The following is a 25916-nucleotide window of genomic DNA, read 5'->3' as shown; positions in this document are numbered from 1 at the left end:
TCCCATATTCACTTAGAACGCCGCATTAAACTGCATGTAGAACATTCTCGCTTGAGATGCCGCTCCCGCAGGACCGTAAACCGATGGGGTGTTTATATGATTCAAAACAGCCGTCGAAGTAAGGGTAATTGATCCGTCATTCGCGACCGTATAGGTGTAGAGTGCGTTCCTCTGATTTTTAACGGCGCTTCCGGCGGAAAGAAATCCAGCACCGATCCATAGAGAAACGTAGTCGCTCATCATATACATCCAAGCTATATCGAATTCGTTATATATATTCTTTCCTAGCTTTCCGAGTGTGTAAACCGTTTGTCCATTGGCATTAGTTAACCCGGTATTCGCCTCGGTACTAAAGCCCGTATTAGCAGTTCCGTTAATCGCGTACCAAGCGTCCTGAACTTGAGCTTTATCGTTCACGAAATAGGACACAAAGAACGTTCCATATTCGTTTGATTTGTAGGACATATGAATGGATTTACTGATTAAGTTCTTCGTATCGATATTCTCGGATAAGCCGCTGACATTATTGAAATACGGAATTACTCCGAACCGAGGGTTCGCGATAGTTTGGAACGTCGAGTTGCTCGCGCTAGCTCGATTATGATTTCCTGATGCATACTGGTATTGAACGCCGAGGCGCAATTTTTCAAAGAAGGTATATCCGGTTTGCAATACCAAAAATTCTCCGGAATATTTTTGATTCTTCGTGCCCGCTAAGCTACCGTTATACGTAACTCCGTTAACCGTTAAAGGAAGCGTAACGTCTTGGCCTGCAACCAAATTGTCTACCCTAACACCGGTTGCTCCCGACTGCCATGCGCTCTCTAACGTCCAGTCCCATCCACCCCAAGGTCCGGCGGCAGGAAGGTTATTGTTTGCTGTCCGATTCGAGATCCTGAATCCGGTGGTAATCAGATTATTTTGCTGTTTATTCCAAGCATTAGGCGTTAGATCGGCGCCCGCGGCTGAAGGAACGGTTAGTGTGCCTGCCGGGGAAATAGGCGTCTTGTGAGTTAATACTCCTAATGAGTAAATATCAACTAAGAACCAATCTTTCGCTTTTACGGTATTGTAAGTTCCGACTAAGTATTGATCAGGTTGCCCCGGATTCGTTACGGATTTCCCCGTTACAGGATCGGTGTAAGTGATTGGTGCGTTCGCAGATAAAACGCCATTCACTCCATTAGCATTGGAGACTAATTTATAACCGAAAAGATGAACGTTAAACCAGTCCTGATCGAACATGACCCGCGCACCATCGTAAGAAAGACCGTTAATCGTCCAGTTGGCGCCGCCTATCATTCGCTGATCCCCGTAAGAAGGAATTTGTCGACCTATCTGAACCTTGGCGTTCAAAGGCAGTTTTTTAACCATAAACCAGGCTTCACGAATGGAAGTCTGCCCGGCCGTATTATTCGAGGCTTGCCCGGGAACTACCGTCGAGCCCGTACTCGCGAAGGTGTTTGCGCGGGTGTCGCCGACTGCAGCAGGAGTTTCTCCTCCCCAAATCCTTGCATCCTGAATATTAACCTTCATAGAAAAATAAGGACTAGGATCGATAATAAAGAACAGCTGAGAAGTCTGCATGATCCGGGATGTGTCGCCTTTATTTGCCTTATCAAACGAAAGGTTTTCCCTATCTTCCCAACGAGGGCGAATATATGCTCCAACGCGAACCCAGTCGTTTAACCAGGCCTTTTTTCGATTTAGGAATTTTTTTCCTAAATCCGGATCGAGAAAGATAGCCCTATTATAATCTCCGGTTAAACCGCCGGCTCTCATCGGGGAAACATACGTATCTTCCTCTGAATTAGCGGCAGTTTGAGTTGCTGTCGCCTGTCCCGCATTGACCGGCGGAGTTGCCACGGTAGGCGTCGGTGTGGCCGGTTTTTCTTGTCCAAAAATCCCGGATACGAGAGTAGTAAGGATCAGAAAAGGAATAACATTTATAAGAACGATTTTTGAAAATTGAGTCGATTTATTTTTTGCAAAGTTGGGAATTTTCATTTGCTTCCTCCGAGTTTCATTTTTACCGGACTATCTCCGGATTCCATTTATCACTCCCGCCATCGGTTTAAAAACGACGGAACTCGCGCACCTTGCTGATATATTGGCGCTGAATCCGGCTTCACACAAGCGAAGCCGGAATGTCGCTTCATTTCTTTATCTTTAATCTTTATATATTTTGCTTAAAGATAACCACTTAAGTCCGTTATGCTCCGAGTACCATCTTTACTATATAATAATAAAGTGGGATACCGGCGATAATATTAATCGGGAAAACGATGGATAATGCGACCGTGAGATAAATACTCGGATTTGCATCCGGGATCGATCCCTTCATCGCTGCAGGAACTGCAATGTAAGAGGCGGAAGCGCATAATATGACGAACATGAATGCGTCGCCTAACGGCATTCCGATAACTTTCACGAGAACTAATCCTAAAGCAACGTTGATTGCCATGATAATCAGCGTCGCAAGAATCAAGAACGAACCTACGTGAGTCAGTTCTTTAAATCGTTTTGCTGCGGAGATTCCCATATCTAGGAGGAACAGGGTCAAGATCCCTTGGAATAAGTTTTCGGAGAATGGTGATTCTTTCTTCCATCCGGACTCGCCTGTAAAATAACCCACGAATAGAGCGCCTAAAAGAAGGTAAATCGAATATCCGAAGAATGCTTCGTGCAGTAAATGCTTCCACGAGAAACCGTTTTTCCCTTTTCCCTCGGCTTTCGTACGTCCGATTCTATCCAATAGAACTGCTATAACGATTGCGGGAGATTCCATCAAAGCCATCCCTGCGACGATAAATCCTCCAAACTCTTGTCCGACGTTATGCAGAAATGCTCCCGCAGTAACGAACGTGACAGCGCTTATCGAACCAAAAGATCCCGCCAGTGCGGCTGCATTCGGACGATCCAGCTTAATTTTTAAGATGTAATACGCATAAATCGGGACTAGAGTCGCCATAAAAGAACACCCTAGAAGAACGAAGAAATGCTCCTGAGTAAACGGGGTTTTATACAGCTCGTGCCCACCTTTGAACCCGATCGAGAACAACAAAAACATTGAGAAGAACTTTCCAATCTGATCCGGAATAACTAGATCCGATTTAAAAAGAACCGCTCCCATACCCAGGAAGAAAAACAATACCGGGGGGTTAAGGATGTTCTCTATAACGGCATGAAAATCCATAAAATCTCCTTTGAATTCTCGGATAATTTAGAGGTCGGAATCTTGGCGAACGTTTTACATTCGGCTATATCCGATTTCCCCCTCACCCGAGAAGGATTATGTAATACATAACCTTCCAAACTTATAAATTTGGACACCAAAAAAAATCTTAAACGGTAAAAAATGAAAGTTATTTCAGCATACTTGGTTGGCCGCTGCAATAATCTACAATCTGTCCTTTTTTTAGAAATTGGAATGTCAATTTGTCGGAAATTCTCAAGGAATGGGCCAATAGAGTCGCGAGTTTTGGGTGCTTTTGGCTTTATAGCCGCAATTTTAGAAATTTTTACCGGGCAGGTGCAACGGATAGGAGGGGAACTGTAGGAACTAAGACAACCCCCATCCTCCCAAATTGATATATTCCAAGATTATAATCATGGATGAATTCAAAAAGAGAATTTGGAATCGTGATTCCGGACAAAAATCAATCTACGGAAGAAGGCTCTCAACTAAAAAATAGAGTGACTAGGAAAGATAATTGCTTATACTTTTTACTGTTCTTATTGGCAAATTAAGAGAGCCTGACGTAGAGCAAGTAGTAAGGAAGATAGTAAAAACGTGAATTTGAAAAGAAAGATGAAGCAAAGAGATGTAGTACGGACTACATTATGGATCTCTTTTCTATTTTTCTTTTCGACGCCCTTTTTCGCGCCCCCCCTCCACTCAAATCCGGTAATCAAAGGAGCGGACACTATTCTGCTAAAATTGAATTCTCCGACGGAAAATATCAGTTCCAAAATCGAATATAGATACCGAGGATTTCAGTTTCGACATTGTAAGGTGGAAACGATCGAGACTCTCAGTCGTATGGAATGGCATCATAACAGCTCGGAAGTTGTGAGGGTCAAAAGAAATCCGACCGGAAATTGGCTGCGATTTCGGTTGGCTAATACGGGAGAAGAACCGATTTTTAGGACACTGGTTCTCGGTTGGTTGAATGTGCCTGATGCTGAACTCTGCTCGCTCGATAGTAACGGTAAGTTCGAGGCGGGCTTTGCAGGATATGATATTGATCCTCTGTGGAATGATCTGATCTCCCCTCTTCCTCATTTTAACATCCGTTTACAACCTCAGGAAGAAAGAACTTTTTACTTATATGTTCTCTCCAACGAGGATATTAATTATCCGGTCCGTTTGCTTCCCGAAGAAGATTACATGATAGTCGTTCGATTACGATCCGTGATTTTTGTTACGATGGGATTCGTTCTGCTTTTGTCCTTGGGCTATAATGGATTTTATTTTTTTAAAACACGAAAACCTCTTTTTTTAGCACTACCGTTTCATCTATTTTCTTTGGCTGTTACTTTGTATTTTCTACACGGAAAGGAATTTGCTTCCATTGTGGGAAACGAGAATAACCTATTTCGGCATAATTATTTCTTATTTTTAGGGATTACTCATATCGCTTTTTTCCTTTATTTGGCTGCTTGGGATAGGGAAGATAATGGGAACGTTTATAGATCTCCATTATTTTGGATCGTCTGCTTAACCGGGATCTTATACCCCCTAATTCCCCTATACCAATTCTGGTATGATCATAGAATTCTGGTATTAGTGGCAAATTACGGTTTGATGATACTTTATTTCGGAAAAACGCATATTTCCTTCGTACGGCCTCGATCCATGTACGATTTGTTTTTTATTTCCGTTTGGGGAATTTTCCTTCTTCTCGATTTATATAAGACTATTTTTCATTTTGATTTTTATCCGTACAATCGTATTGCCGTTTTCGGCGTTTTGTATTTCATTCCTTTTTTGACGGCCTTTGTCTCCCTGCTTTCTCGAGAAATTATTCGACGCCGCGAAGAAGGAGAAGGGTCGGCGAGAAAATCGCATCTCGCTTCTTTGGATATAAATCATTTCGTTCAACGAATTCGACAGCTCTTAGAATCGGAAAAAATCTTTCTCACTAAATCGCTAAAAGAGGAGCACGTGGCTCGAGAGTTAGGAATTACGATTCATCAACTTTCTGAATTGATTAATACTGAATTTAAGACTAGCTTCCCTTCCCTGATAAATCAATATCGAGTTGAAGAAGCTAAAAATCTCTTAATGGAATTACCCGAGGAAAATACTACAGAAATTGGATCAAGAGCGGGTTTTAGCTCTCGATCCGCATTTTATCTGGAATTTAAAAAATTAACGGGAACAAATCCGAATTCCTTCCGGAAGGACATGCTTGCGGATAAGGTTCAGGCAGGCTGAGAGAGTTACGCGTTAACCCGAAAATAGATTACGTCGCCGTCCTGAACTATGTATTCCTTTCCTTCCAAACGAAGCTTACCTTCTTCCTTTACCTTTGCGGGACTACCTGTTCTATCCAAGTCCTCATATTTCATCACTTCCGCTCTAATGAATCCTTTTTCAAAATCGGTGTGAATAACTGACGCCGCGATTGGAGCAGTGCTTCCGAGGTCCGTGGTCCAAGCTCTTACTTCCTGCTCGCCTGCGGTGAAGAAAGTTACAAGGCCCAGAAGTTTGTATGCGGAGTGAATCATTCTATCGAGTCCGCTTTCAGTTTCCCCGATTTCGCTTAAAAATTCCAGTTGCTCGCTTCGTGACAGACCGGAAATTTCCTCCTCAAATTTGCCGCAGAGCGTGACCACTTCGGCGCCTTCTTCCTCCGCCATTTTTCTTATCGCCGTTACGAGAGGATTATCCTTTTGAGCGGACGTTTTGTCGCTGATATTGGCAACGTACATCACCGGTTTGGATGTAATAAGATTAAATGTTTTAACGATCTTCCTCTCCTCCGGCTTGATTTCCGCCAAACGAGCCGGCTTTCCCGCTCTCAAAACATTCAGGATTTTCTCCAGGACCGCAGTCGTTTCGATTGCCTCCTTATTACCGGCCTTTGCATTTCTTGCTATTTTCTGCTGTTGCTTTTCGGCGGATTCAAGATCTGCAAAGATAAGTTCTAATGTAACGACCTGAGCATCTTCGACGGGATCGATTTTGCCGTGGACATGCGTGATATTATCATCTTCAAAGGCTCTAACTACGTGGCAGATGGCATCCACTTCCCGAATATGAGAAAGAAATTTATTTCCAAGACCTTCTCCCTGGCTGGCTCCTTTGACGAGTCCTGCGATATCCACGAATTCCATAATGGCCGGAACGGTTTTTTGAGGAATATATAATTCGGCGAGTCTGTTCAAGCGAGGATCCGGAACTTCTACGATGCCTTTATTCGGTTCGATTGTACAGAAGGGATAGTTTTGCATTTCTGCCCCGGCTTTCGTAAGGGCGTTAAAGATCGTCGATTTTCCTACGTTGGGAAGTCCTACGATTCCACAGTTGAGACTCATGGAGTCAATATAGTCAAGGCGTGAAATCTGTAAATTCGTTTGTGATGGAAGGTAATTCTAGTTTGATTCCAGAATCCACGATTTATTCGAATCGGCGGAATTCAGCGAGTATGATTCTTCGGAAATTCGAATCATTTTTCCGTTTCGGAAAAACAATTCAAGGACAGTTATCTTTAAGGAGTTCGGATTCGCTCCGCAGCCGAAACTATATTCACCGTCAAAGAATCGAAGCGAACGAGAATAGGAAAGTAAAGTGACTGCCGGTAAGTCCCCTAAAAGAATGGGGCGTAGAAATTGAATTTCCTCGGTTATTGGATTCGAAGTTTCCGCCGAGGTCGGGTTCGGATCTTGCATTAGTAGGAAGTGAACAGCTAGGTCCCGTTTCCAAAGGGAAAGTTGCGATTGAAATTCTTCTTTCCAAGATGGAGTTCCTGACGACTTTAAAGAGGTCAAGGAAGGAGAGTAGAATAGAAAATTTAGACCTACAGCGGATTTTTGAACGAATGTCGCAGGCAAAATAATCTGCGATTTATCGGGCTTTATTTTTTCCCTTTTTCCGGTCGTTTGTCTTCGAGCTTGCTTTGAGGAGGCATCCGGTCGCTCTCCACTTTCTTTAACCGCCTTTTTTGTCGATTTCCCTCCCTTTTTATTTTTTCTACGTTTGGTGGGTTTTTCAGAAGCGGTTGCAGCCGATTTAGTTTCCGTTTTCGAGACGTCGGTTGATTCTTTTTTATCCGAAGTCTGTTTTGAATCGGAGAGAAGTTGTTCTCCTGGAAACAATATTTCGAATCCAATCTCTTGACGAAGTCTTTCCAATTCGGGAGAATTTTTAGGAAGATGTGGAACGGAGGCGATTAAAAATGAGCCCCCTCCTTCCTCTTGCTTTCTTTTTTTATAAGCTTTGTACCATAGAGAGAGATTTCGCTCCCATACTTTCGAATATGGCTCTTCTTTTTCGGGAAAGGAGCAATAAACTACGATTCCCATCGGAGAATCCTGTTTTGCTACGGAATCTTGTGAACGCAGAGCGTCCGTTCCGATACTCGATACGAATGAAAGAATAATTATTAGCGATAACTTCGATAATCGGCGTAGATTCATAGAAGTGTAAAATAGCTTTTCATTCACTCTTTAAGAATTAACGGGAATCAAATTTCTTAGCGTTTCGAAGAACTTTGAAAAAAATATCGATTCCTTTTCCCTAAAGTAATCTGTTCGTTCGGAGAATTTCGGATCGTTATCCTGAAGATGAAAATTCATTTCCTGTAAATGACTTTCTTCTTCTTTAATGATGCTTTTCAGGGAAATTCCGCTCTCGCCGGAACTTAGTATCCTCTCATATTCTTCGTAAACGAGCCCGGCTCTTTCCTCTATTAATTTTGTAACGTAAAGATAACAAAGGAGTTTCTGTTTTCCTCGAGAGAAAGCTTCGGACGATAAGGAGCGATTCACAATCGAATCTAGCCTTTGAAAATATATTACCGCTGAATTTCCCGCCAATAGAGTTGCCGGTTCATATCCCGAAAATTCTTCGGATCCGACTCTGAGCGTTAGTTTTTTAAAGAAAGCAGCGTGCCTGGCTTCTTCGGATGCGTGTCGTAAGACCATTTCCGAAATGGAATTGCCGGTTTGTGAGGCGTGGATTTTTCGTGCGCCGATATGTTCGAGAAGCGAAAGTGTGTTCAACCATTTCGCATGGATGGAGGGAATTCTTTCAATGTCTTCTAAAACGGATCGAATTTCGCTCCGGTTGACCCGAGTTCTTACTTTTACACTTTGCACTGAAGCCATATCTCCGAGCATTTCGGCTTCCTGGAAAAAATCACCCATTTTCGAATAGAAAAATAAAAATCTGCTTCCTTGGCGGAAAGGTTTTATCATTTTGAAGGAGATGGTTTCTTCAGTGTTAGAGACGTTCGGTAAGTATGGAAGATTCGTAAAATTTTCCCATACATTATTTGCTCTCCCCTTTGCGGGTATTTCTTGTATTCTCGCTTTTTTGAAAACGCCGGGAGTCGCCCTTGGCGAATGGGGAATCAGATTCTTTTGGGTGTTGATTTGTATGATAGGCGCCAGAAGTGCTGCGATGGGTTTCAATCGCTGGGTGGATAGCCGATTTGATATCAAAAATCCGAGAACCGCTAATCGGGAAATTCCTGCCGGTCAAATTTCGGATGTTGCAGCAGTCTTATTTATCATCCTTTCATCCTTTATTTTTTTTATCGGGAGCTGGTTTTTAAATCCCTTAGCATTTGCTCTTTCTTTTCCGACATTATTTTTACTTTTGACTTATTCATATACGAAGAGGTTCACGTTTCTTTGCCATTTCTATTTGGGGGCATCGATAGGATTAGCGCCTCTCGGAGCCTGGGTCGCTTTGCGTCAAGAGTTTGCATGGGAGCCGGTCTTTTGGACAATCGGTTTAGCTTTCAATCTTGCCGGTTTCGATATTTTGTATGCTCTGCAAGACGAATCTTTCGATAAGAAGGAAGGTTTGCAATCCGTGCCTGCTCGCTTCGGACGAAATGCATCATTATGGATTTCCAGGATTTCTCATTTTCTGTCCTTACTTTTCTTAGCAGGCGCGGGAGTGGTCTCCGGACTTTCGGGTATTTTTTGGTTTTTTTGGGTAGCTACCGGATTGCTGATGATATGCGAACAATGGATCGCGATTAAACATAAGGACGGCATTTTCCCGCCTGCATTTTACGGAATTCATTCCTGGATTTCCTTGGTTTTATTCGGAGGCATTTTGTTGGAAAAACTTCCTGAAATTCAATCTGCGATTCGTAACATTCCTTTATAAGAATTTCATAAATGGAATTTAAAATTGAGTCCGAATAAGAACATCAAGTTAATCGTCGCAATGGCAGGGGCAAGCGGATCTATCTACGCGACTCGATTCCTACGCGCACTCATGGAGTTAGAAGGCGAAAGTTGGTTCGTAGCGAGTCCGGCGGCGATTCAAGTCTTTCAGGAGGAATACGAAACGAAAGCCTCCTCTTCGAAAGAGATTTTAGATTATATTCGGGAACGCTGGAAACCGGCCGCTAAACATAATTTCAAAATTCGAAATCACAAGGACGTCGGCGCAGATATTGCCTCAGGTTCGAATACTTGGGACGGAATGGTTATAGTACCATGTTCGATGAAAACCGTAGCTTCCATTCGATCCGGAATTACGGAAAATTTAATCGAACGAGCGGCAGATGTCAGCCTTAAAGAGAGAAGAAAATTAATTTTAGTCCCTCGCGAGACGCCTTATAATAGAATTCATTTGCAGAATATGATCGATCTTCATGATGCAGGCGCGATCTTGTTACCTGCATCTCCCGGGTTCTATCAAATTCCTAAAACCTTGGATGATCTTGGTGATTTTATGGCGACTCGTATTTTTCGTCTCTTAGGAGTCGACGTGGATTTATATCCTCGATGGAATCCGGATATAAAGATCGAGTCCTAAAATTCGGACTCAGGAATTGACGGATTCAATCTGTTGAATTCGTTTATTCAATGAAGATGCGTCTTCGTATCTTTCGTACGAAATGGCGTTAAACTTCTGTAGATATAGGCCGATCAGTTCTTCACCGGTTTGGCCCGGCATTTCGAGCGCTTTTCTAAAATTATGCAGATCGAATTCGGGGTGTTTTCCGGCGAAATTCTCCACTAATTTTTCCATATGTAAGAGAGACGCTTCGCGGGCGATTCCGCTAGATCTGCGCACTTTCAAAGAGAGATTCGCTAACGAATCGAGGTAATCGCGTACTCCCTCCGGTTCCTTATCGTTGGAAGGAAAGGAATTCCCTTCACGATTCTTGCAGAGTTCAACGTAACGAATCACTACATTTTCGAAATGATCCATTCTTTCTTTGATATAAGAATTCGAATCTTCCTGCTCGGTCGGCATTTCGAAGTCTTTGATTTTGACGACGTCATACTTGTCGTAGTTATCTGAAATGATTCGTTTCAGATCGTCGTAGCTGTCGAGTGACACGGGCGGGAAGGTCACTACGGGAAAATTCTCACCAATCCGTAGAAAACTAACTACGACATTGGATGCGATTATCTTACCGCCTGGATACAGAGGATTCTCTCCTACTACATTACAGTAGACGATGAGGTTTCCAGATGGGTTCTTTTCGGAGCCTTTCTCAAACTTCACGGTTTCCTTTCTCCTGTAATAACAGACTGACGATCGACGCTCATTCCCACTTTTTTATCTCTTCACTAAGATTTTCTAGGATGTTTTTGTATGCCTGGGCAACTTGACCGTTAGGCTCTTGAAAGACAAGCGGCTTTCCTGATTCGCTTGCATTCATTAGATCCATCGTAAGCGGGATTCCGCCTAAGAATTTTGTCTCGAACATGTCCGCCAATTTTTTGCCGCCGCCTGTCGAAAAGATAGGCGAAGAATGGCCACAATTCGGACACACAAATTCACTCATATTTTCCACTACCCCCAAAATGGGTACTTTCACTTGCTGAAACATTGCAGCGGCACGATTCGCATCGAGCAATGCAACCGACTGCGGAGTAGTAACCAGAATAGCTCCATCCAAATCGATCAATTGGGCTAACGACAATTGAACGTCTCCAGTACCGGGGGGAAGATCGATGAAAAGAAAATCTAGCTCACCCCAAACAATATCGTAAAGAAATTGCTCGACCGCTTTTCCGAGCATCGGCCCTCTCCAAACGACCGGCTGCTTTTCATCGATCAAAAAGGAGAACGATATAATTTTTAGACCGTCTTTTTCTAACGGATAGATCTTATCTTCTTCGGCTTTTAATGCGACTCGTCCGTTAATTCCGAACATTTTTCCGATGGATGGACCGTAGATGTCCGCATCCATAACGCCGACCTTATATCCTAAAGCGGCAGCAGCCGCAGCCAAATTAACGGTGACGGTGGATTTTCCGACTCCTCCTTTTCCGGAGCCGACCGCGATCACTTTTTTTACGCCTACGATCTTATTCGAATCATTTAATTGAAACTTCGGATCGACTTCGAACTTAATCTTTATTTTTCCGATTCCTTCTTTCTTAGAGAGAGTTTGGCGAATCTGCGCTTCCAATCCGATTTGAATGCGTCTATCTTGGCTCGGAGTTTTTACGAGGATATTCGTTTCGTCTTCGCCGATTTCTAAAGAAGCGATCATTCCTAAGGAGACGATGTCCTTCTTCAATTCGGGATGCTTGATCTTGGTTAATTCACGTTGGATTTCGATTGGTTCGATTTTTCCGGCCATTTTATTCCTTTTCTTCGTAAGAGATCGTTTGCGCTTCTATGAACTTGGACATGCCTTCCGAGTATGTAAAGCGCGTGATTTTAGCGCTTTCATTTTTAATTTCTAAAAAATGAAAGCCGCAATCATGCCTTGCGTCGGAAATCCGGGTGCTGGAAGCGGAATTTATCACGTAATACGGTTTTTCTTTATCCGGTATTTTGACCCAGTTCGTATGAACATGCCCGTGTAAATACGCTATCGGGGGATTCCCCTTTAATAATTCCGCGATTTCTTCTCGATTCCGCATCTTATGCCCGCCTGATTCCTGCCTTTCGGGAGGATTCCAAATCGGATGATGGCAAACGAGGACGTATTGATCCGCCTGTCGGTCGCGCAAGAAAGCTAACGCGTCTCGCACGATATTGGGGTCCACATATCCGTATGCGTTTAAGACCGAGAGGGGTTTATTCGAATCTAATCCTATCAAATAAAGAGATCCGATTTTTTTCCAGCGCAGGTATCCTTTCGATCCTTCTACCGGATCACCCATCCATCTCCCAAAAAACCTTTCATAGTATGGCTCCGATCCTCTGACCGCGGCGCGCGTATATCGATCATGATTTCCGGGGATCATGAAAGTCTTGTCGTTTAATAATGGTCTTAAGTATTCTAGGGAACCGAAATATTCCGTAATATGTGCAACGTTTGTAATATCGCCCGAGATGACAATTCCGTCCGGATTCAAAGAGAGCACTTTCTCGACTAGCGATTCCCATAGATGGATCGGGTACTTTCTTTTACGCCGAAGGGTGTAATTTAAATACCCCGGTACCATCTTTCCTTTGAGACTCGACAAAGGAAGGTGTACTGGAAAGTGCAGGTCCGATAAATGGACCAATTTCACTCGGTTTTTTCCCTCCGGATCACGCCTAAAATTTCTCCTTTCGATACGATGGAACCTTTCTCTTTCAGAATTTGTGTCAGAGTGCCATGGATCGGAGACTCCATCGGAAAAGAAGCCTTATCGGTTACTAATTCGCATACCTCTTGACCGATCTCAATCGTCTCTCCTTGCTTTGCATTCCATCGAACGAGTTCAATTTTATCCGTATCGCCTAAGTCGGGAGTGATTAGTTCGAAATCGTCGGTTTTTGGTGTCATATTCGTAAAACCAGCTTGCCGAATAGAGTCCAGCCGCCATCGTGTACTAAATTTTCCAAGTTCCCTCTTATGGCAAACCAGAAATCTGTCCTCAAAGGGGCTGAAATCCTCCGAAACATCTCCGATCTTAAAAAGAGAAAGTTCTTTCATTTACGATTGAAAGGGCTGACGAAACCGACACGAGACATTCTCTCCGAGTTGGTAAACGGGATCCTAGAAGAAGTCGGAGCGAATCCCTTAGCGGCTTTCCACCTTTTCAGCGGGTTGATGGAAGCACTTCTTAACGCGATTAAAGGTAATATTCGTCATATTATCTTTCGCGACGAACTCTTGAAAAAAATAGCCAAACTTGGCGATTCTCAAGAAGAAGCCGAAGAACTTTTAGAAGTGATCCTAGATACTTCCCCCCTACGTGATGCGATGCAACGATACGTCGTTCCGGATAAGATCAAGAAGCAGGTGCAAAATGTGCTACAGCTTGAAGATCGAATTCGCGCAAAAAAACAAATTCTCGTTCCGGAAGAGAAGGAATTTCTTACGGATATTCGATCCAAGCTTGAAAAGAATCGGATGAATATTTCCGTAAAAATTCGGATCACGAACGACGAGCTGAATTTGCGAATCCGAAACGATTCTCCCATTCATAATATGGATTTCGGTAGAATCGAAGAATCTCGCTTAAAGCATAAGGAATTGTACGATCAGGGCAACTCGGCCGATTTTTTCCGTCCGGAATTTTTGGATGAAAAAGAAAGCGCCGGCTTCGGAATCGCTATGATTGACGAAGGCTTTTATACGATGGGCCTAAATCCCTTGGATCTTCTAACGATCACTTCGGGAAGCAGAACCACAACCGTGTATATGAGATATCCTATTTCCGCTCTTAAAGAACTGACCTTTTAAATAGTAGGACAGTTTCTAATTTTTGGGTTCTCAATGGGATAAGTTCGGGATCAGATGCAGATATTGCGTCCCATCCCGGAGTTCCCGAACGGATGGGAAGTCCGTCTTATAGAATGTAGCGACTTAGATCCTTGTCTTCGACGATTCCCTTTAGTTTGGATTCTACGTAGGATTTATCAACGAGTACATTTCTCCGTTCGACCGGAAGATCCGGACCTTCAAAGCTAACATCTTCCAAAAGTCGTTCCATAATCGTATTTAATCTACGGGCGCCGATATTTTCGTGCTTCTCGTTCATATCGTAAGCCATACGAGCGATTTCACGGATACCGTCCACGGAGAACTCTACCTCGATTCCGTCTGTCCTTAATAGAGCCTGATATTGCCGCGTTAAGGAAGAACGCGGGGCAGTTAGAATTTTTTCGAAATCTTCCATGGAGAGTTTTTCGAGTTCAACCCGAATCGGAAATCTTCCTTGTAATTCGGGAATCAGATCCGAAGGCTTCGACATATGAAACGCACCGGCGGCAATGAAAAGTATATGATCGGTGGCTATCGGACCAATCTTAGTATTTACTGTCGCGCCCTCCACGATAGGAAGTAAATCTCTTTGTACTCCTTCTCTTGAGACATCCGCTCCCGATCTGCCCTCTCGTCCCGCAATTTTATCGATCTCGTCCAAGAAGACGATTCCCATTTCTTCCAGTCTTTTTTGGGCCTCTCGTTGTACCTTCTCCGGATCTAATAATTTTTCCGCCTCAGCTTCCTCTAGTATTTTTAGCGCTTCTTGGATCGGGAGTTTTCTTTTTTTCTGCTTTTTGGGCATCAAATCCCCTAGAACGTTTTGGATATGATTGTCCAAATCTTCCATATTTCCGGCTCCGAACACCTGAAGCATCGGAATTCCTTGCGAGCCCGCTTGAGGTAAATCTATCTCGACCTCTTGGTCGTCTAATTTTCCTGAACGAAGTTTCTTGCGCATCGTTTCCCTAGTTTCCGAAAAACGGCGCCGTCGCTCTTCCTCATCGACGGTCGTCGCAAATCCGATGGAGGGGGAATGCGGATCCGGACTCGGCTTGGAAGGAAACGGTAAAAGTATATCTAGGAGCGCTTCTTCTGCGCCTTCTTTAGCTTTGGCTTCTACTTCCTTTCGAAATTCCTGCTTTACTAGATTGAGAGATACCATTGCAAGATCGCGAATTATGCTTTCCACGTCCCGTCCAACATATCCCACTTCCGTAAACTTTGTGCTTTCTACTTTTAAAAAGGGAGCTCCGCAAAGTTTGGAAAGTCTTCTCGCAATCTCGGTTTTTCCCACACCGGTCGGACCGATCATGATGATGTTTTTCGGATAGATCTCTTCTCTGATTTCCGGATCTAATTTACGACGACGCGTCCTGTTTCGCAACGCGATTGCAACGGCCTTCTTCGCGTTTTTTTGCCCGATAATATGTTCGTCTAATCTCGCGACGATTTCTCTCGGCGTAAGATCCTCTTCGCGAAGTCTCGGCTCGTCAGGTGCGGTATTCGCTAAATGATTGCTATCGTTCATGGGTTGATTTCCTCGACGACAATATTATGATTCGTGTAAATACAGATATCCGCGGCTATTCGCATCGATTCTTTCGCAATATCGATAGGCTCTAGTTGAGTGTTCGAATACAATGCGCGAGCGGCCGCTAGGGCGTAATTACCGCCCGAACCTATCGCGAGAATTCCGTCATCCGGAGAGATAACATCCCCCGTACCTGAAACAAGAAACGATTCATCTCTATCCGCTACGATTAGCATAGCTTCCAATCGACGAAGCATTCTATCCGTTCTCCATTCCCGGGCTAGTTCCACTGCGCTTCTGGAAAGACTTCCGCCGAATTCATGGACTTTCTTTTCGAATAATTCGAATAAGGTGAACGCATCAGCCGCAGAACCTGCAAAACCGGACACGATTTTGTCTCCGTACAATTTTCGGACTTTTCTCGCCGAATTTTTCATGACGGTGTTTCCGAATGAAACCTGACCGTCTCCGGCTATGGCTACTTTTCCGTTCCTACGAACGCAAAGAATGGTAGTTGCGTATATTTTACTAGGATGATGGATCGATTCGTTTTGCATGCGGGTGAGCCTTTCGGTAAACCTCTTTTATCTTTTCCTTACTTACACTCAGGTAGACCTGAGTAGTGGAAAGGGAGGAATGGCCCAAAAGCTCCTGGACTGCACGGATATCCGCACCCGCATCAAGCAAGTCCGTAGCAAAGGTGTGTCGGAATTTGTGGGGGGTGATGGGTTTGTCCCATCCCATCCGTTTCCTTCTTTCGTTCAGAATATAACGGACCCCCCTGGTCGTCAGTTTCTTTCCCTTTTGGTTTAGAAAAATTTCATCGCACTGGGGACGAAATCTCGGTCGGACTTCCAAGTATGCGGTAAGACTTTCGATTGCTTCTTTTCCGAGATACGCATATCTTTCTTTGCGTCGCTTTCCCAACACTTTTAAAATCGCGTTATCTCTCGAAAGCTGGGTTAAAGAAGCATCGACAAGCTCGAAAACCCGGAGTCCCGTCGAATATAAAACTTCTATTATAGCCTTATCCCGCAAGTTCAAAATTTCGGAAGCTTTTCCGTCCTCGTATTCGAGGATTTCTTCGGTCTCTTCGATTCTGAAATTTTTAGGAACTTGTTTTCGAGTCTTTGGAAAATGAACGGAAAGAATCGGATTGCCCGGAACTAGGTCGTCTTTTTGTAATACTTTGTAAAATGTGCGAAGACTAGAAAGCTTTCTACTTTGCGTCTTTCTATCTAAGCCTTGATTTTTGGAAAGATAGGCAAAATAAGATCGAACGTCGACCGCTTCGAGTTGGTAGATATCGATCTGTTCACGCTCGGTAAATTCGAAGAATGATTTTAGATCCAGAAGATATGCATTCAAGGTATTTTGGGAATAATTCTTTTCGACACGGAGATATTCATGAAATCGTCGAGCGGCTTGGTTCAGGGTTTCTGAAGAAAACTCGGGCACTTTAATAGTGTATTCGCTCACATGGATCTCCGTTGGATTGTTCGCGCTCTCGAACGGTTGCCTCTTCGGTGGATTAAGTCCTTTCCGAAGAGGATTTGTTCGCAGCGCTAATCTATTTATCGGTGACTTTGCGAAAAAGAGTCTCTCTTTCCCGGATCCAGTCCGTGATTTTTTGTTTGGATTGCTGGAAAAGATTCGGAAGTTGATCCAGTTCTTCCTTGTTAAAATTCGAAAGAACGTGGTCTGCCGTTAAAGAGCTGTCTCCCGGTTTGCCCACTCCGAATCGGAGTCGGAAGAAATCGGACGAACCTAGTTTCTCGATAACGTCACGAAGACCGTTATGGCCACCGTGTCCTCCTCCTTGTTTGAATTTGATTTTTGAAAACGGGAAATCGACTTCGTCATGGAGGATCAAAATATTCTCGGCAGAAATCCCGTTTTTTCGGGCCAAGTCTGCAATAGCTCTCCCGGAAAGATTCATAAACTCCAAAGGTTTTAGAAGAAAGAAGGCGATCCCGTTTCGATCGATTTTGGCCTTCTCCTCTTTATTGGATTTTTGGAAATCGACTCCCCATTCTTCCGCGAGATCGTTTATCAGCAGAAATCCAATATTATGCCGGTTTCGTTCGTATTTAGCGCCGGGATTTCCCAGTCCTACGATTAAAAGTTTTAACTGTGCCATGCTTGAAGGATTAGGTTCAGCATTTTTTCCGTTGCAAGTACGGCGGCGATCGTTTGATCGCAATGAACTCCGATCGTTTTGAAATTATCTTCCTCGTGATTTTCAGGGGCTCGATTCCAAGTGATCATCGTTTCAACTAGCGCGTCCGTTTTCCCTCCGGGAGGAATTCGAACTTCATAATCGACGAGTCTTGGCATCGTTACTCCGGCCTTGTTCAGGATTCCGGTGAGAGCCGTCATAAACGCGTCATAACCTCCATCGCCTTCTCCCGCGCCCGAAAATTTCTTTCCATTTAATTCCAAATCCACTTGTGCAGTCGGTCTAGTCCCCAAGCCGGAATTGAGTTTACAGCCTGTAATTTTCAGAGCCTGGTTACTGGTACTTCCTGATACGTCGGCTATTAAGAACGGTAAATCTTCCGGGGTGACAGTCTTATTTTGATCTCCCAATTCGATTACCTTTTCCAAAACTTTACGTTCGATGTCTGGAGAAAGCACCATTCCTAACTGTTTTAAATTTTCCGAGATACTTGCCTTTCCCGCCAACTTGCCCAAGGCATAACTGCGTTTTCTGCCAAACCGTTCCGGAAGGATCGGATTCGCATAAAGATTTCCTTTTTTATCCCCGTCCGCGTGAACGCCGGCTGTTTGCGTAAACACATCCTCTCCTACGACGGGTCGATTAGCGGAAATGCGTTTTCCGCTGAACGTTTCCACAAGACGGCTTGCCTCGGTAATCGACTTTTCATCGATTCCGGTCGTAACTCGCCCTTTGTCGTGCAACGCCGTGATTACGGCTTCTAACGGAGAATTCCCGGCTCGTTCTCCTAATCCGTTCACGCTTACATGAACTCCCTTCACTCCGGCTTTAACGGCAAAGAGACAATTCGCAACGGATAAATCGTAATCATTGTGTCCGTGGAATTCGAAATGCAGATGCGGATACGATCGTACTAATGCATCGACTCCGTCGAAGGTTTCGTCCGGTGAAAGCACCCCCAGGGTATCAGGGAGAAAGATTTTTCCGATCGGTTCCTGAGAAAGATGCTTTATGAAATCCAATACATATTGAGGACTACTTAAGTAACCGTTCGACCAATCTTCTAGATAGATATTAGCTGCAAGACCGTTATTCACGGCATATCGTATCGTTTCCGAGACTTCTGAGAAATGTTCTTTCGGAGTTTTCTTTAATTGTCCTTCCAGATGTTTCAGAGATCCTTTAGTAAGCAGATTTAACGTTTTCGCGCCGGCGGCTAAAATCCAATCGACGCTTTGATGGGCGTCAACGAATCCCAAAATCTCGATCCGATTTTCAAGACCTTCGGAATTCGCCCAGCGCATAATTCCGCGGACGCTTTCCAACTCACCTTGAGAAACTCTTGCGGAAGCGATTTCCACTCGATCTACCTTGAGATTTTGGAGCAAAAATTTGGCTATATTCAGTTTTTCTGATGCTGAAAAACTGACGCCTCTTGTTTGCTCTCCGTCCCTGAGAGTGACGTCGAGTATTTGGATTTTCGATTTCGAAACTGTCATCTTACGTATTTCTTTAGATCCTGCGCGGAAGGGCCCATAATTTCAATCAAAGTGGAGCCGGGATTTCCGATAAAAAGTCCCCCGTCTTCCAAAACTTTTAAAAAATCGTGGTTTCGGATATAATCCTCGGTCATTCTTTTCAAAACCCCTTCGCCTATTCCGTGTACTACTTCTACCAGAGTTTCCCCTTTTAAGAATGCGTCTTGAATGCCCGTATCCAAAAGGCGATAAGCTTCTTCGAACCGGAGTTTTCGGATATAAATTACCTTCGGTCCTTTTTCTCTACCGTTGCCTGGATGTTTCGACTTGGGCATCCTAGGACCATACTAGCAGTTTGTTTCGGGACGAAAACAAAGAAATTGGATTTTCTGCTTTCCCTTTGAGGACCTCATGATACAGTTTCCTTTCTCTAAAACTGTCTAAGGAATCCGCAGCACGTGACAGAGGAACCGGAACGTAAACTCCCCCGATATACTGATAAAAGAAGGGCCGCCATTTGCGGTGGAACTCTCGGAAGAGAGAATCGCTATTATATTCGCGGGCAGGTTTTAGACCTGAATATTACGGAAGAAATGAAAGATTCGTCCCGTTGGAATCTTTTGACAGGTCTATTCGAGGGTCAGGAAAAGGAAATTACTCCGTTTCTGGATTATGGGTTAGAGTCCGTAAGAAAACCGATTCTATTAGCCGAGATTGTGGACGAATCCGGGAACATCGTGCATCGATCCCCGGAAATTCGCGGGGATGAAAGCGGGTTTTTCTTTCACGAATTTACCTTTCCCTTACTCCCGGGAAATTACGTATTCCACATTCACTTCTTAAAGCCGGATTCGTACCGCCAGTTTGGGAAGGATCTAGCCTATTTAAATATTCCCGGAAAGCATGAGATTGTTGCTCAAAGCCTGATCGGCAAAGGCGCATTGAGAATTTTACCGGAAGACTATTCGGGCTTGGTAACGACTTCTGATATCGATCAAACCTACCTTGCAACGGATATCCATTCCAATAAGGGCAAAATTTCTACGTTATTCGAAACCCCGGAACAAAAATTACCGTTACCGGGTATGCCGACATTCTTAAATGAGTTAAGGGAGAATACTAACGATACGCCTCTTTGTTTTATCTCGGCGAGTCCTCATTTTTTTAGACGAACCCTGTTACAAACGTTTCGTTCCCAGGGAATCAAAACCGAATCCCTTCATTTAAAATATCTGGAAGGAACCATTAAAGGAATGGTGGATAAATTTTGGGATTCCCTTTCTCATCCGACTCGGTTTTTGACGGATGGAGTTTGGGGCGCTTTGGAACGAGTTCGTAAGTTCGCGGGGTCTTCCTTCCAAAGTCTCTTCGATCAACTCGCGTATAAGCTTACTATTTTACTTCGGGATAGAATCTATCTGCCAAAGGACGCGAGGGAACTATTATTAGGAGATAATACCGAAAGCGATTATTTAATTTTTACACTGTACCAGATGATTCTTTCCGGAGTCCTGGAAGGAAAAGACCTGGAAGATTTCTTATATCGATTGAATTTTTTGGGGCGGGATGCGATCACAAGAGATAATGCCAAATTGATCCGAGAGTTGGCCGAGGAAAACAGAAGAATTCACGGAGATATAAATCCTGTGGAGCTTGTCTTAATTAACAAAACCGAATTGGGTCCCCCATCCGAAGAAATGCGTTGGAATGTACAAAGCGCATTACCGACCGGTATCGATCCTTGGAAAATGAAAGGCATTAAACCGTACATTCCTACCGACGGCGCGTTAGGCTTTTCTTTGATATTAGTTTATTACGGAATTCTTGATCTCTCCTCGGTAGTAAAAATAGCCGGCGAGATGGCCGGAGAATGGTTCGAAGATAAAGTCATCGATTCGAAGGCTTTGCTGGAACTTGCGCAAAAAATCGAATTACCGGAAGAAGTCAAAGAGCTTCATCAAAGATTCTTGGAAACTTTAAAACTGGCCTTAGGCGCCTGATTAAGGGGCCTTCGTTTTTTTCGATCTGTTTTTGTGGCGATAGATTAAAAACCCTATACCTGCTGATACCAGTATTATGGAGATAATCTCGTTGTATACTGCTAGGAATTCGATGACGACTTCCCAATGACTTCCTAGATAATGGCCGGCATAAATGAGAATTCCGCACCAAATTAAAACGGATAGAGAAAAGCAGGAGAAGAATAGGATCGGATGCATCTCTACCATTCCTGCTACGATCGAAACGAAGAAGCGGATTCCCGCGGAAAACCGGGAGAAAATGACTACTATCACGCTATTTCTGGAAAACCAATTCAAAGTCTTTTCAATAGCTTCTTCATCATAAAGCTCGGCTTTAAACGGAAAGTTTCTATGTTTTAGCCAGGCCAGAACATGATGCCCGAAGGAATACATAAGCCAGGCCCCGAGCAGATTCCCTACTAATGTACTCGTGATTAACGACCAAAAACCGATCTTTCCTCGCGCGAGTAAAAATCCTCCGAAAGCCGTTACCGTATCCCCCGGCCAAGGGGGGAAAACATTTTCCGTCAAATTGGACGCGGCAAAGAATAGCCAAACTAAAATAGGAGGTAGATTGGCTACCCAATCGAGAAGATATTCTAAGGTTGATTCGAATCCGGCCATTGGGCTTAAGAAAAGGATTGTCAAGGGGGGCGTGTTCGATTCAACTAAAATTCGTGAATCTCATTTGTTTCCGCAGCGCGAAAATTGTTTTCTTTCTTTTAATATTCTCTTTTACCTCCCTTTCTTTTGCACAAGAGGAAACCTTGCCTAATTTTACGGAACAGGACCCTCTTCCTCAACGAGTTGCAAAGGAAAAATCTAGGATTTTCCGGCACAATCGGCTAACTTACCAGGAAAATCCGTTCAAAGCGCCTTCTTCGATTCCTTCCGATTTCGTGCCGAGAGAATCTAAATTGTTATTTTCCACCGAATTGAAGTCCGAAAGAATTTTTGAAACGAGAGAATCGGCGATAATCTTAAATCATCCTTTGTCGAAGGAGCGATTGGAGATTTATTACGAAACGGTTTTTACGTACCTGAATTTTAAAGTATTACAAAATCAGAAATCGACTGAAAAAAGCGTTTATTTGGTGGAAGGCATGAATCGGAAAACGGTAGCGGTTTCGATTTCTCCGAACGGAACCGGTTCTTTGGTAAAATTATTTTACAGAAAATCAGGAGGATTTTGATGGTCGGCCGCAACGGAACCGATGATCCGAATAGAACCGCCTTTAATATACTTCTAGCGATATTATTCTTAGGAGCAGGGGCGCTGCTATTTTTCGTTCTGCGTCCTTATTTTTACTCTTCGTTAGTTGCATTAATTTTGTATCTGGCAACGAGAAAACAGTATAAGCAGTTGCGCAAATTGATCGGACTAAAGCTCGATTTTCTAGCGCCTTGGATTATGATCGGTTTCGTATGCATGATCGTTTTATTGCCTTCCTACTTTGTTATACGAACTCTCATAGACGAATCGCTATCCATCTTATTTAAGATACGAATTTCCCTTTCTGAAGACAAGATTATCGAAACCCTAATGAGCCTGAATATGCTCACCGATTTAGTCACAGATAATCCTTTTTTTTGGGTGAAATTACCCGAAATTTACGGGGACTTTGCTCGTAACTATATCGATATTCTAAACTTGGATAGTTTGTATGCTGTTCTTAGCAATGCATCCTCGTTAATATTAGGATCCATCGATTTGCCGGCCGGCATTATTATGAATCTGTTCTTTTCTCTCCTTCTTCTGTTTTTTCTTTATCAGGACGGTAAAAAGGTGGAGAGATTCATTTTGGATAATCTTCCCTTCTCCCGCGAATTGGAAGAACAAGTCGGTCGAAAAATCGCGTCCGCAGTTCAAACGGTATTTCGAGGAAATCTGATCGTTTCCATTATGCAAGGGGCGGCGATTTATGCGTTGCTGGTATTTGCACGTATTTCCAACCCTTTCTTATATGCTAGTTTGGCTGCCTTCTTTTCAATTATACCCGTGATCGGAACGTCGGTAGTTTGGTTGCCGATCGGTTTGTACATCATGTTTATCGAGAATAACATCGTAGGCGCGAGCTTATTTATGATTGCCGGACTTACCTTTTACATGGTGTTGGAAAACGTGGTCAAGCCTAAGATGTTGGATAAAAAACTAAGAATCCATCCGCTACTCGTTTTTCTCTCTCTAATCGGAGGGATCCAGCAATTCGGAATTATGGGACTCGTATTGGGACCGGTGGCAGTCACTCTAATCGTGATACTATGGGATTTCTGGAAGTTGTATCGGAAAGATTTTTTTGTACGATGAGGAATGGCTGACGGAATTATCGTGGAAGATTCAAAACCGCTTTCCGTATCGGAAGTAAACTCGATCGTCAAACAACTTTTAACCGGACCGGATCTGCTCCGAAACGTTTGGGTTCAGGGAGAAGTCTCCAATCTGTCTCGATCCCATCAAGGCCATATATATTTTAATTTAAAAGATCCGAAATCGTTATTGGCATGTACTTTCTTTTCGTACAGTAACGGAAGATACAAAGGGCGACCTTTGGAAAATGGAATGGAGGTTCGCGCTTATGGAAGCGTATCCGTATACGAGCCTCGGGGGCAATATAACTTAAACGTAGCCAAAGTCGAGGAAGTCGGTCAAGGGGATCTTCTCCTTAAAATCGAAGCTTTAAAGCGCAAACTCGCGGCTCAAGGCGTTTTCGATCCTGAACGAAAGAAAGAATTACCTCCCTTTCCCTGGACCATCGGCGTAGCCACCTCGCCTACCGGCGCAGCAATCGAAGATATTATTCGAATCGCTAAGCAGCGTTTTCCTAAGATTAATATCCTAATTTCACCTTGTCTCGTACAAGGAGACGGTGCGCCGGATTCGATCGTAAATGCCATTCGAGAATTGAACGACACTGCTTGGAACGTTGATGTCATCATTGCAGGAAGAGGCGGAGGAAGTTTCGAGGATTTGATCGCATTCAACGATGAAAAAGTTGTTTTAGCTTTCGCAGAATCTAGGGTTCCGATCGTTTCGGCTGTAGGGCACCAAATCGATTCGGTGCTTTCAGACCTTGCGGCGGACGTATTTGCGCCGACCCCAACAGCTGCTGCCGAAGTCGTGGTTCCGGAAATGGAGGTCGTGGAATCCGAATTGATGGAATTTGAAGCCCGTTTAGAAACGGCATTAAAAAACCAGATGAGATACCTGGCGGAGCGGTTGAGAATTTTAACCAATAAAATGGCTTTCACCGATCCGAAGTCCATGCTGAATGACAGAATCCTTCGCTTGGATGAAACTAGTTCCAGAATTCAATTATTAAGTAAGAATTTTCTAATGCAAGCGGGCAATCGTTTACTCCCCTATTCCACCGGGTTGCCTATGACGTTCCGAGCCCTTTTGGAAAGAAAAAGGAAAGAATTCCAACTATTGGCGGGTAAAGTAGAGGGATTTTCCCCGTTAGGAACGTTGAAACGCGGTTATTCCGTTGTTAGAACGAAAGGAAAAAAAGTCGTTACTTCTTCCACTCAGGTGAAAATTGAGGAAGAACTCGAAGTAATCCTTTCAGAGGGAAGATTAAGTGTCATAAATCGAGGTGAATTACGTGGCAAAGAGAACTGATATCAGCTTCGAGCAGGCATTATCCGAGCTGGAGCAAATCGCGGAGAAATTGGAAAGAGGCCAATTAACCTTGGAAGAATCCATTAAAGCATACGAGCGAGGAATGGAGCTTCGCAGTCTGTGCCAGGGGATTTTGGCGGAAGCAGAGGGTAAAATCGAATACTTATCGAAGTCCGCTTCCGGAGAAACCCAAAAGAAAACCGCTTCTCCAAAAAGCGAAGGGTCGACCCGGACCGCAAATCCTCCGGCCGAAGACGACGAGTTATTTTAGGTTTTTCAATCACGTAAATTCGTAATTTCGCTTTATTAAGCGACTTCTCGAGTCGACCGAATCTCCTGAAATTTAGTCATTTTTTTCTTGATTTATTTTCAGAAAATGTAATTTTTCCGAAATTCTTTAATAATTTTGGAGCATAAATATATGGAAGGGAATTCCGGAGTCGGAATCGTTGGGATCTTAATATACGCGGTCATTATCGTCGCTTTTCTGGCCGCGAACTGGAAGATCTATGAAAAAGCTGGAAAGCCCGGCTGGTCGGCAATTATCCCCATTTACAACCTTGTGGTTCTGATGGAAATCGTGGGAAAACCGGCTTGGTGGGTAATTCTATTCTTTGTACCCTGCGTTAACTTAGTCGTCTTCATATTGGTGGCGATAGAGCTTGCAAAAGCGTTTGGGAAATCGGCAGGATTTGCCGTATTGTTCTTCGTACTTGGAATTGGCTATTTTATCCTTGGATTCTCGGATGCAAAATACCAAGGCCCTGCGAAAGCAGCCTAATCAACTGATTTCGATAGAAAACCGACTTCAATTTGGAGTCGGTTTTTCTTTCTTTTCGAGATTCGCTAGATCTAGACCGGTTCTAACTTTTTTCCTAGCCATAGCCGCCGCAGTATCGTTATCATTTTATCTTTCCTTAGACACCGAATCGGAGCATTGGTTTACTCTTTGCTGGTGGAAACAATTGACCGGCTCGGATTGCCCCGGTTGCGGAATCGGCAGATCTTTGGTTTGCTTTTTCAGAGGAGAAATTTCCGCATCTTGGAAATACCATCCTTTCGGGATTCCCCTCGGGAGTTCATTCATTCTGTTCTTTGCGATGTTTTGTAAAATGACCGCCGAACAATGGGATGCGTTTCTTTCGGGAAAAATTTTCAACTTATATGCATTCAGTTTCGGCGGTTCCCTTTTTATTTGGTTCTTATTGATAAAGTCTTAAGTATCTTCG

General features: G+C 43.7%; 27 protein-coding genes. 11 read left to right on the top strand and 16 right to left on the bottom strand.

Annotated elements, in window-relative coordinates; all coding sequences use genetic code 11:
• Positions 1 to 12 precede the first annotated feature (12 nt).
• Positions 13 to 2007 (bottom strand): alginate export family protein, encoded by a 1995-nt coding sequence (locus LEP1GSC058_RS02275; RefSeq protein ID WP_016548273.1) that lies wholly within the window; start codon positions 2005 to 2007, stop codon positions 13 to 15.
• 205 nt (positions 2008 to 2212) lie between these two features.
• Positions 2213 to 3196, bottom strand: a complete 984-nt coding sequence (locus LEP1GSC058_RS02270; RefSeq protein WP_016547881.1) for a sodium-dependent bicarbonate transport family permease — start codon at positions 3194 to 3196, stop codon at positions 2213 to 2215.
• A gap of 615 nt (positions 3197 to 3811) precedes the next feature.
• Here LEP1GSC058_RS02270 and LEP1GSC058_RS02265 point away from each other — a divergent pair.
• Complete coding sequence (locus tag LEP1GSC058_RS02265) at positions 3812 to 5440, top strand: helix-turn-helix domain-containing protein (RefSeq protein ID WP_039947968.1); 1629 nt, start codon at positions 3812 to 3814, stop codon at positions 5438 to 5440.
• A gap of 5 nt (positions 5441 to 5445) precedes the next feature.
• On the opposite strand, the gene ychF is transcribed toward LEP1GSC058_RS02265, so the two are convergent.
• The 3 genes from ychF to LEP1GSC058_RS02250 are packed head-to-tail and all read right to left on the bottom strand — an operon-like array spanning position 5446 to position 8373.
• The gene (gene ychF, locus LEP1GSC058_RS02260) at positions 5446 to 6543 is read right to left on the bottom strand and encodes a redox-regulated ATPase YchF (RefSeq protein ID WP_016548064.1); all 1098 of its coding nucleotides are present in this window, start codon (positions 6541 to 6543) and stop codon (positions 5446 to 5448) included.
• Between the two features lie 57 nt (positions 6544 to 6600).
• On the bottom strand, positions 6601 to 7671 hold the full coding sequence (locus tag LEP1GSC058_RS02255; RefSeq protein ID WP_016548270.1) for an LIC11612 family fibronectin-binding protein: 1071 nt from the start codon (positions 7669 to 7671) through the stop codon (positions 6601 to 6603).
• Between the two features lie 3 nt (positions 7672 to 7674).
• Positions 7675 to 8373 (bottom strand): hypothetical protein, encoded by a 699-nt coding sequence (locus LEP1GSC058_RS02250; RefSeq protein WP_084680343.1) that lies wholly within the window; start codon positions 8371 to 8373, stop codon positions 7675 to 7677.
• A 61-nt stretch (positions 8374 to 8434) separates the two neighbouring features.
• Here LEP1GSC058_RS02250 and LEP1GSC058_RS02245 point away from each other — a divergent pair, with 61 nt between their 5' ends.
• Together LEP1GSC058_RS02245 and LEP1GSC058_RS02240 are read left to right on the top strand one after the other, a co-directional pair.
• A complete protein-coding gene (locus LEP1GSC058_RS02245; protein ID WP_039947965.1) occupies positions 8435 to 9349 on the top strand; it encodes a UbiA-like polyprenyltransferase in 915 nt (304 codons plus the stop codon).
• A 42-nt stretch (positions 9350 to 9391) separates the two neighbouring features.
• Complete coding sequence (locus LEP1GSC058_RS02240; RefSeq protein ID WP_039947964.1) at positions 9392 to 10006, top strand: UbiX family flavin prenyltransferase; 615 nt, start codon at positions 9392 to 9394, stop codon at positions 10004 to 10006.
• Positions 10007 to 10015: 9 nt separating this feature from the next.
• Here the strand turns inward: LEP1GSC058_RS02240 and LEP1GSC058_RS02235 are convergent, their stop codons facing one another.
• The 4 genes from LEP1GSC058_RS02235 to LEP1GSC058_RS02220 are packed head-to-tail and all read right to left on the bottom strand — an operon-like array spanning position 10016 to position 12932.
• The gene (locus LEP1GSC058_RS02235; RefSeq protein ID WP_016548264.1) at positions 10016 to 10705 is read right to left on the bottom strand and encodes a hypothetical protein; all 690 of its coding nucleotides are present in this window, start codon (positions 10703 to 10705) and stop codon (positions 10016 to 10018) included.
• Positions 10706 to 10745: 40 nt separating this feature from the next.
• Positions 10746 to 11792, bottom strand: coding sequence for an Mrp/NBP35 family ATP-binding protein (locus LEP1GSC058_RS02230; RefSeq protein WP_016548085.1), 1047 nt, complete (start codon positions 11790 to 11792; stop codon positions 10746 to 10748).
• 1 nt (position 11793) lies between these two features.
• A complete protein-coding gene (locus LEP1GSC058_RS02225; RefSeq protein WP_039947923.1) occupies positions 11794 to 12675 on the bottom strand; it encodes a metallophosphoesterase family protein in 882 nt (293 codons plus the stop codon).
• Positions 12672 to 12932, bottom strand: coding sequence for a lipoyl domain-containing protein (locus LEP1GSC058_RS02220; RefSeq protein ID WP_016547941.1), 261 nt, complete (start codon positions 12930 to 12932; stop codon positions 12672 to 12674). The genes LEP1GSC058_RS02225 and LEP1GSC058_RS02220 overlap by 4 nt, the downstream gene beginning before the upstream one ends.
• 69 nt (positions 12933 to 13001) lie before the next feature.
• On the opposite strand from LEP1GSC058_RS02220, the gene LEP1GSC058_RS02215 reads away from it, so the two are divergent.
• Complete coding sequence (locus LEP1GSC058_RS02215) at positions 13002 to 13835, top strand: hypothetical protein (RefSeq protein ID WP_016547825.1); 834 nt, start codon at positions 13002 to 13004, stop codon at positions 13833 to 13835.
• A 106-nt stretch (positions 13836 to 13941) separates the two neighbouring features.
• Here LEP1GSC058_RS02215 and hslU read toward each other — a convergent pair whose 3' ends face one another.
• The 6 genes from hslU to LEP1GSC058_RS02185 all read right to left on the bottom strand — a co-directional run bounded on the left by hslU (position 13942) and on the right by LEP1GSC058_RS02185 (position 19382).
• Positions 13942 to 15387 (bottom strand): ATP-dependent protease ATPase subunit HslU, encoded by a 1446-nt coding sequence (gene hslU, locus LEP1GSC058_RS02210; protein ID WP_016547910.1) that lies wholly within the window; start codon positions 15385 to 15387, stop codon positions 13942 to 13944.
• Entirely contained in the window at positions 15384 to 15947 is a 564-nt protein-coding gene (hslV, locus tag LEP1GSC058_RS02205) for an ATP-dependent protease subunit HslV (protein WP_016547824.1), read from the bottom strand. The genes hslU and hslV overlap by 4 nt, the downstream gene beginning before the upstream one ends.
• Positions 15919 to 16869: a site-specific tyrosine recombinase/integron integrase gene (xerA, locus tag LEP1GSC058_RS02200; protein ID WP_016548165.1), complete on the bottom strand. Its 951-nt coding sequence runs from the start codon at positions 16867 to 16869 to the stop codon at positions 15919 to 15921. Before xerA ends, hslV begins: the two co-directional genes overlap by 29 nt.
• Positions 16870 to 16960: 91 nt before the next feature.
• Positions 16961 to 17530 (bottom strand): aminoacyl-tRNA hydrolase, encoded by a 570-nt coding sequence (pth, locus tag LEP1GSC058_RS02195; RefSeq protein ID WP_016547895.1) that lies wholly within the window; start codon positions 17528 to 17530, stop codon positions 16961 to 16963.
• Positions 17518 to 19068, bottom strand: coding sequence for a (R)-citramalate synthase CimA (cimA, locus tag LEP1GSC058_RS02190; protein ID WP_016547841.1), 1551 nt, complete (start codon positions 19066 to 19068; stop codon positions 17518 to 17520). Before cimA ends, pth begins: the two co-directional genes overlap by 13 nt.
• On the bottom strand, positions 19065 to 19382 hold the full coding sequence (locus LEP1GSC058_RS02185) for a Smr/MutS family protein (RefSeq protein ID WP_016548251.1): 318 nt from the start codon (positions 19380 to 19382) through the stop codon (positions 19065 to 19067). The genes cimA and LEP1GSC058_RS02185 overlap by 4 nt, the downstream gene beginning before the upstream one ends.
• Positions 19383 to 19505: 123 nt before the next feature.
• Between LEP1GSC058_RS02185 and LEP1GSC058_RS02180 the strand changes: the two genes are divergently transcribed.
• A complete protein-coding gene (locus LEP1GSC058_RS02180) occupies positions 19506 to 21047 on the top strand; it encodes a phosphatase domain-containing protein (protein WP_016548209.1) in 1542 nt (513 codons plus the stop codon).
• On the opposite strand, the gene LEP1GSC058_RS02175 is transcribed toward LEP1GSC058_RS02180, so the two are convergent.
• Entirely contained in the window at positions 21048 to 21692 is a 645-nt protein-coding gene (locus tag LEP1GSC058_RS02175) for a DedA family protein (protein ID WP_016548141.1), read from the bottom strand.
• A 143-nt stretch (positions 21693 to 21835) separates the two neighbouring features.
• Between LEP1GSC058_RS02175 and LEP1GSC058_RS02170 the strand changes: the two genes are divergently transcribed.
• From LEP1GSC058_RS02170 to LEP1GSC058_RS02145, 6 genes are all read left to right on the top strand, one after another.
• Positions 21836 to 22261, top strand: a complete 426-nt coding sequence (locus tag LEP1GSC058_RS02170) for a hypothetical protein (protein ID WP_016547805.1) — start codon at positions 21836 to 21838, stop codon at positions 22259 to 22261.
• Positions 22261 to 23376 carry an AI-2E family transporter gene (locus tag LEP1GSC058_RS02165; RefSeq protein ID WP_016547996.1) on the top strand — a complete coding sequence of 372 codons (1116 nt, stop codon included), beginning with the start codon at positions 22261 to 22263 and terminating at the stop codon, positions 23374 to 23376. The genes LEP1GSC058_RS02170 and LEP1GSC058_RS02165 overlap by 1 nt, the downstream gene beginning before the upstream one ends.
• Before the next feature lie 21 nt (positions 23377 to 23397).
• The gene (gene xseA / locus LEP1GSC058_RS02160) at positions 23398 to 24687 is read left to right on the top strand and encodes an exodeoxyribonuclease VII large subunit (RefSeq protein ID WP_039947962.1); all 1290 of its coding nucleotides are present in this window, start codon (positions 23398 to 23400) and stop codon (positions 24685 to 24687) included.
• Entirely contained in the window at positions 24671 to 24958 is a 288-nt protein-coding gene (locus tag LEP1GSC058_RS02155; RefSeq protein ID WP_016548092.1) for an exodeoxyribonuclease VII small subunit, read from the top strand. The genes xseA and LEP1GSC058_RS02155 overlap by 17 nt, the downstream gene beginning before the upstream one ends.
• A gap of 150 nt (positions 24959 to 25108) precedes the next feature.
• On the top strand, positions 25109 to 25468 hold the full coding sequence (locus tag LEP1GSC058_RS02150; RefSeq protein WP_016548009.1) for a DUF5684 domain-containing protein: 360 nt from the start codon (positions 25109 to 25111) through the stop codon (positions 25466 to 25468).
• Positions 25434 to 25907 carry a DUF2752 domain-containing protein gene (locus tag LEP1GSC058_RS02145; RefSeq protein ID WP_016548140.1) on the top strand — a complete coding sequence of 158 codons (474 nt, stop codon included), beginning with the start codon at positions 25434 to 25436 and terminating at the stop codon, positions 25905 to 25907. Before LEP1GSC058_RS02150 ends, LEP1GSC058_RS02145 begins: the two co-directional genes overlap by 35 nt.
• Positions 25908 to 25916: the final 9 nt, after the last annotated feature.

Source organism: Leptospira fainei serovar Hurstbridge str. BUT 6 (assembly GCF_000306235.2).
In the GTDB taxonomy this organism is placed as follows: Bacteria; Spirochaetota; Leptospiria; order Leptospirales; family Leptospiraceae; genus Leptospira_B; species Leptospira_B fainei.
This window is presented reverse-complemented; position numbering and strand designations above follow the sequence as displayed.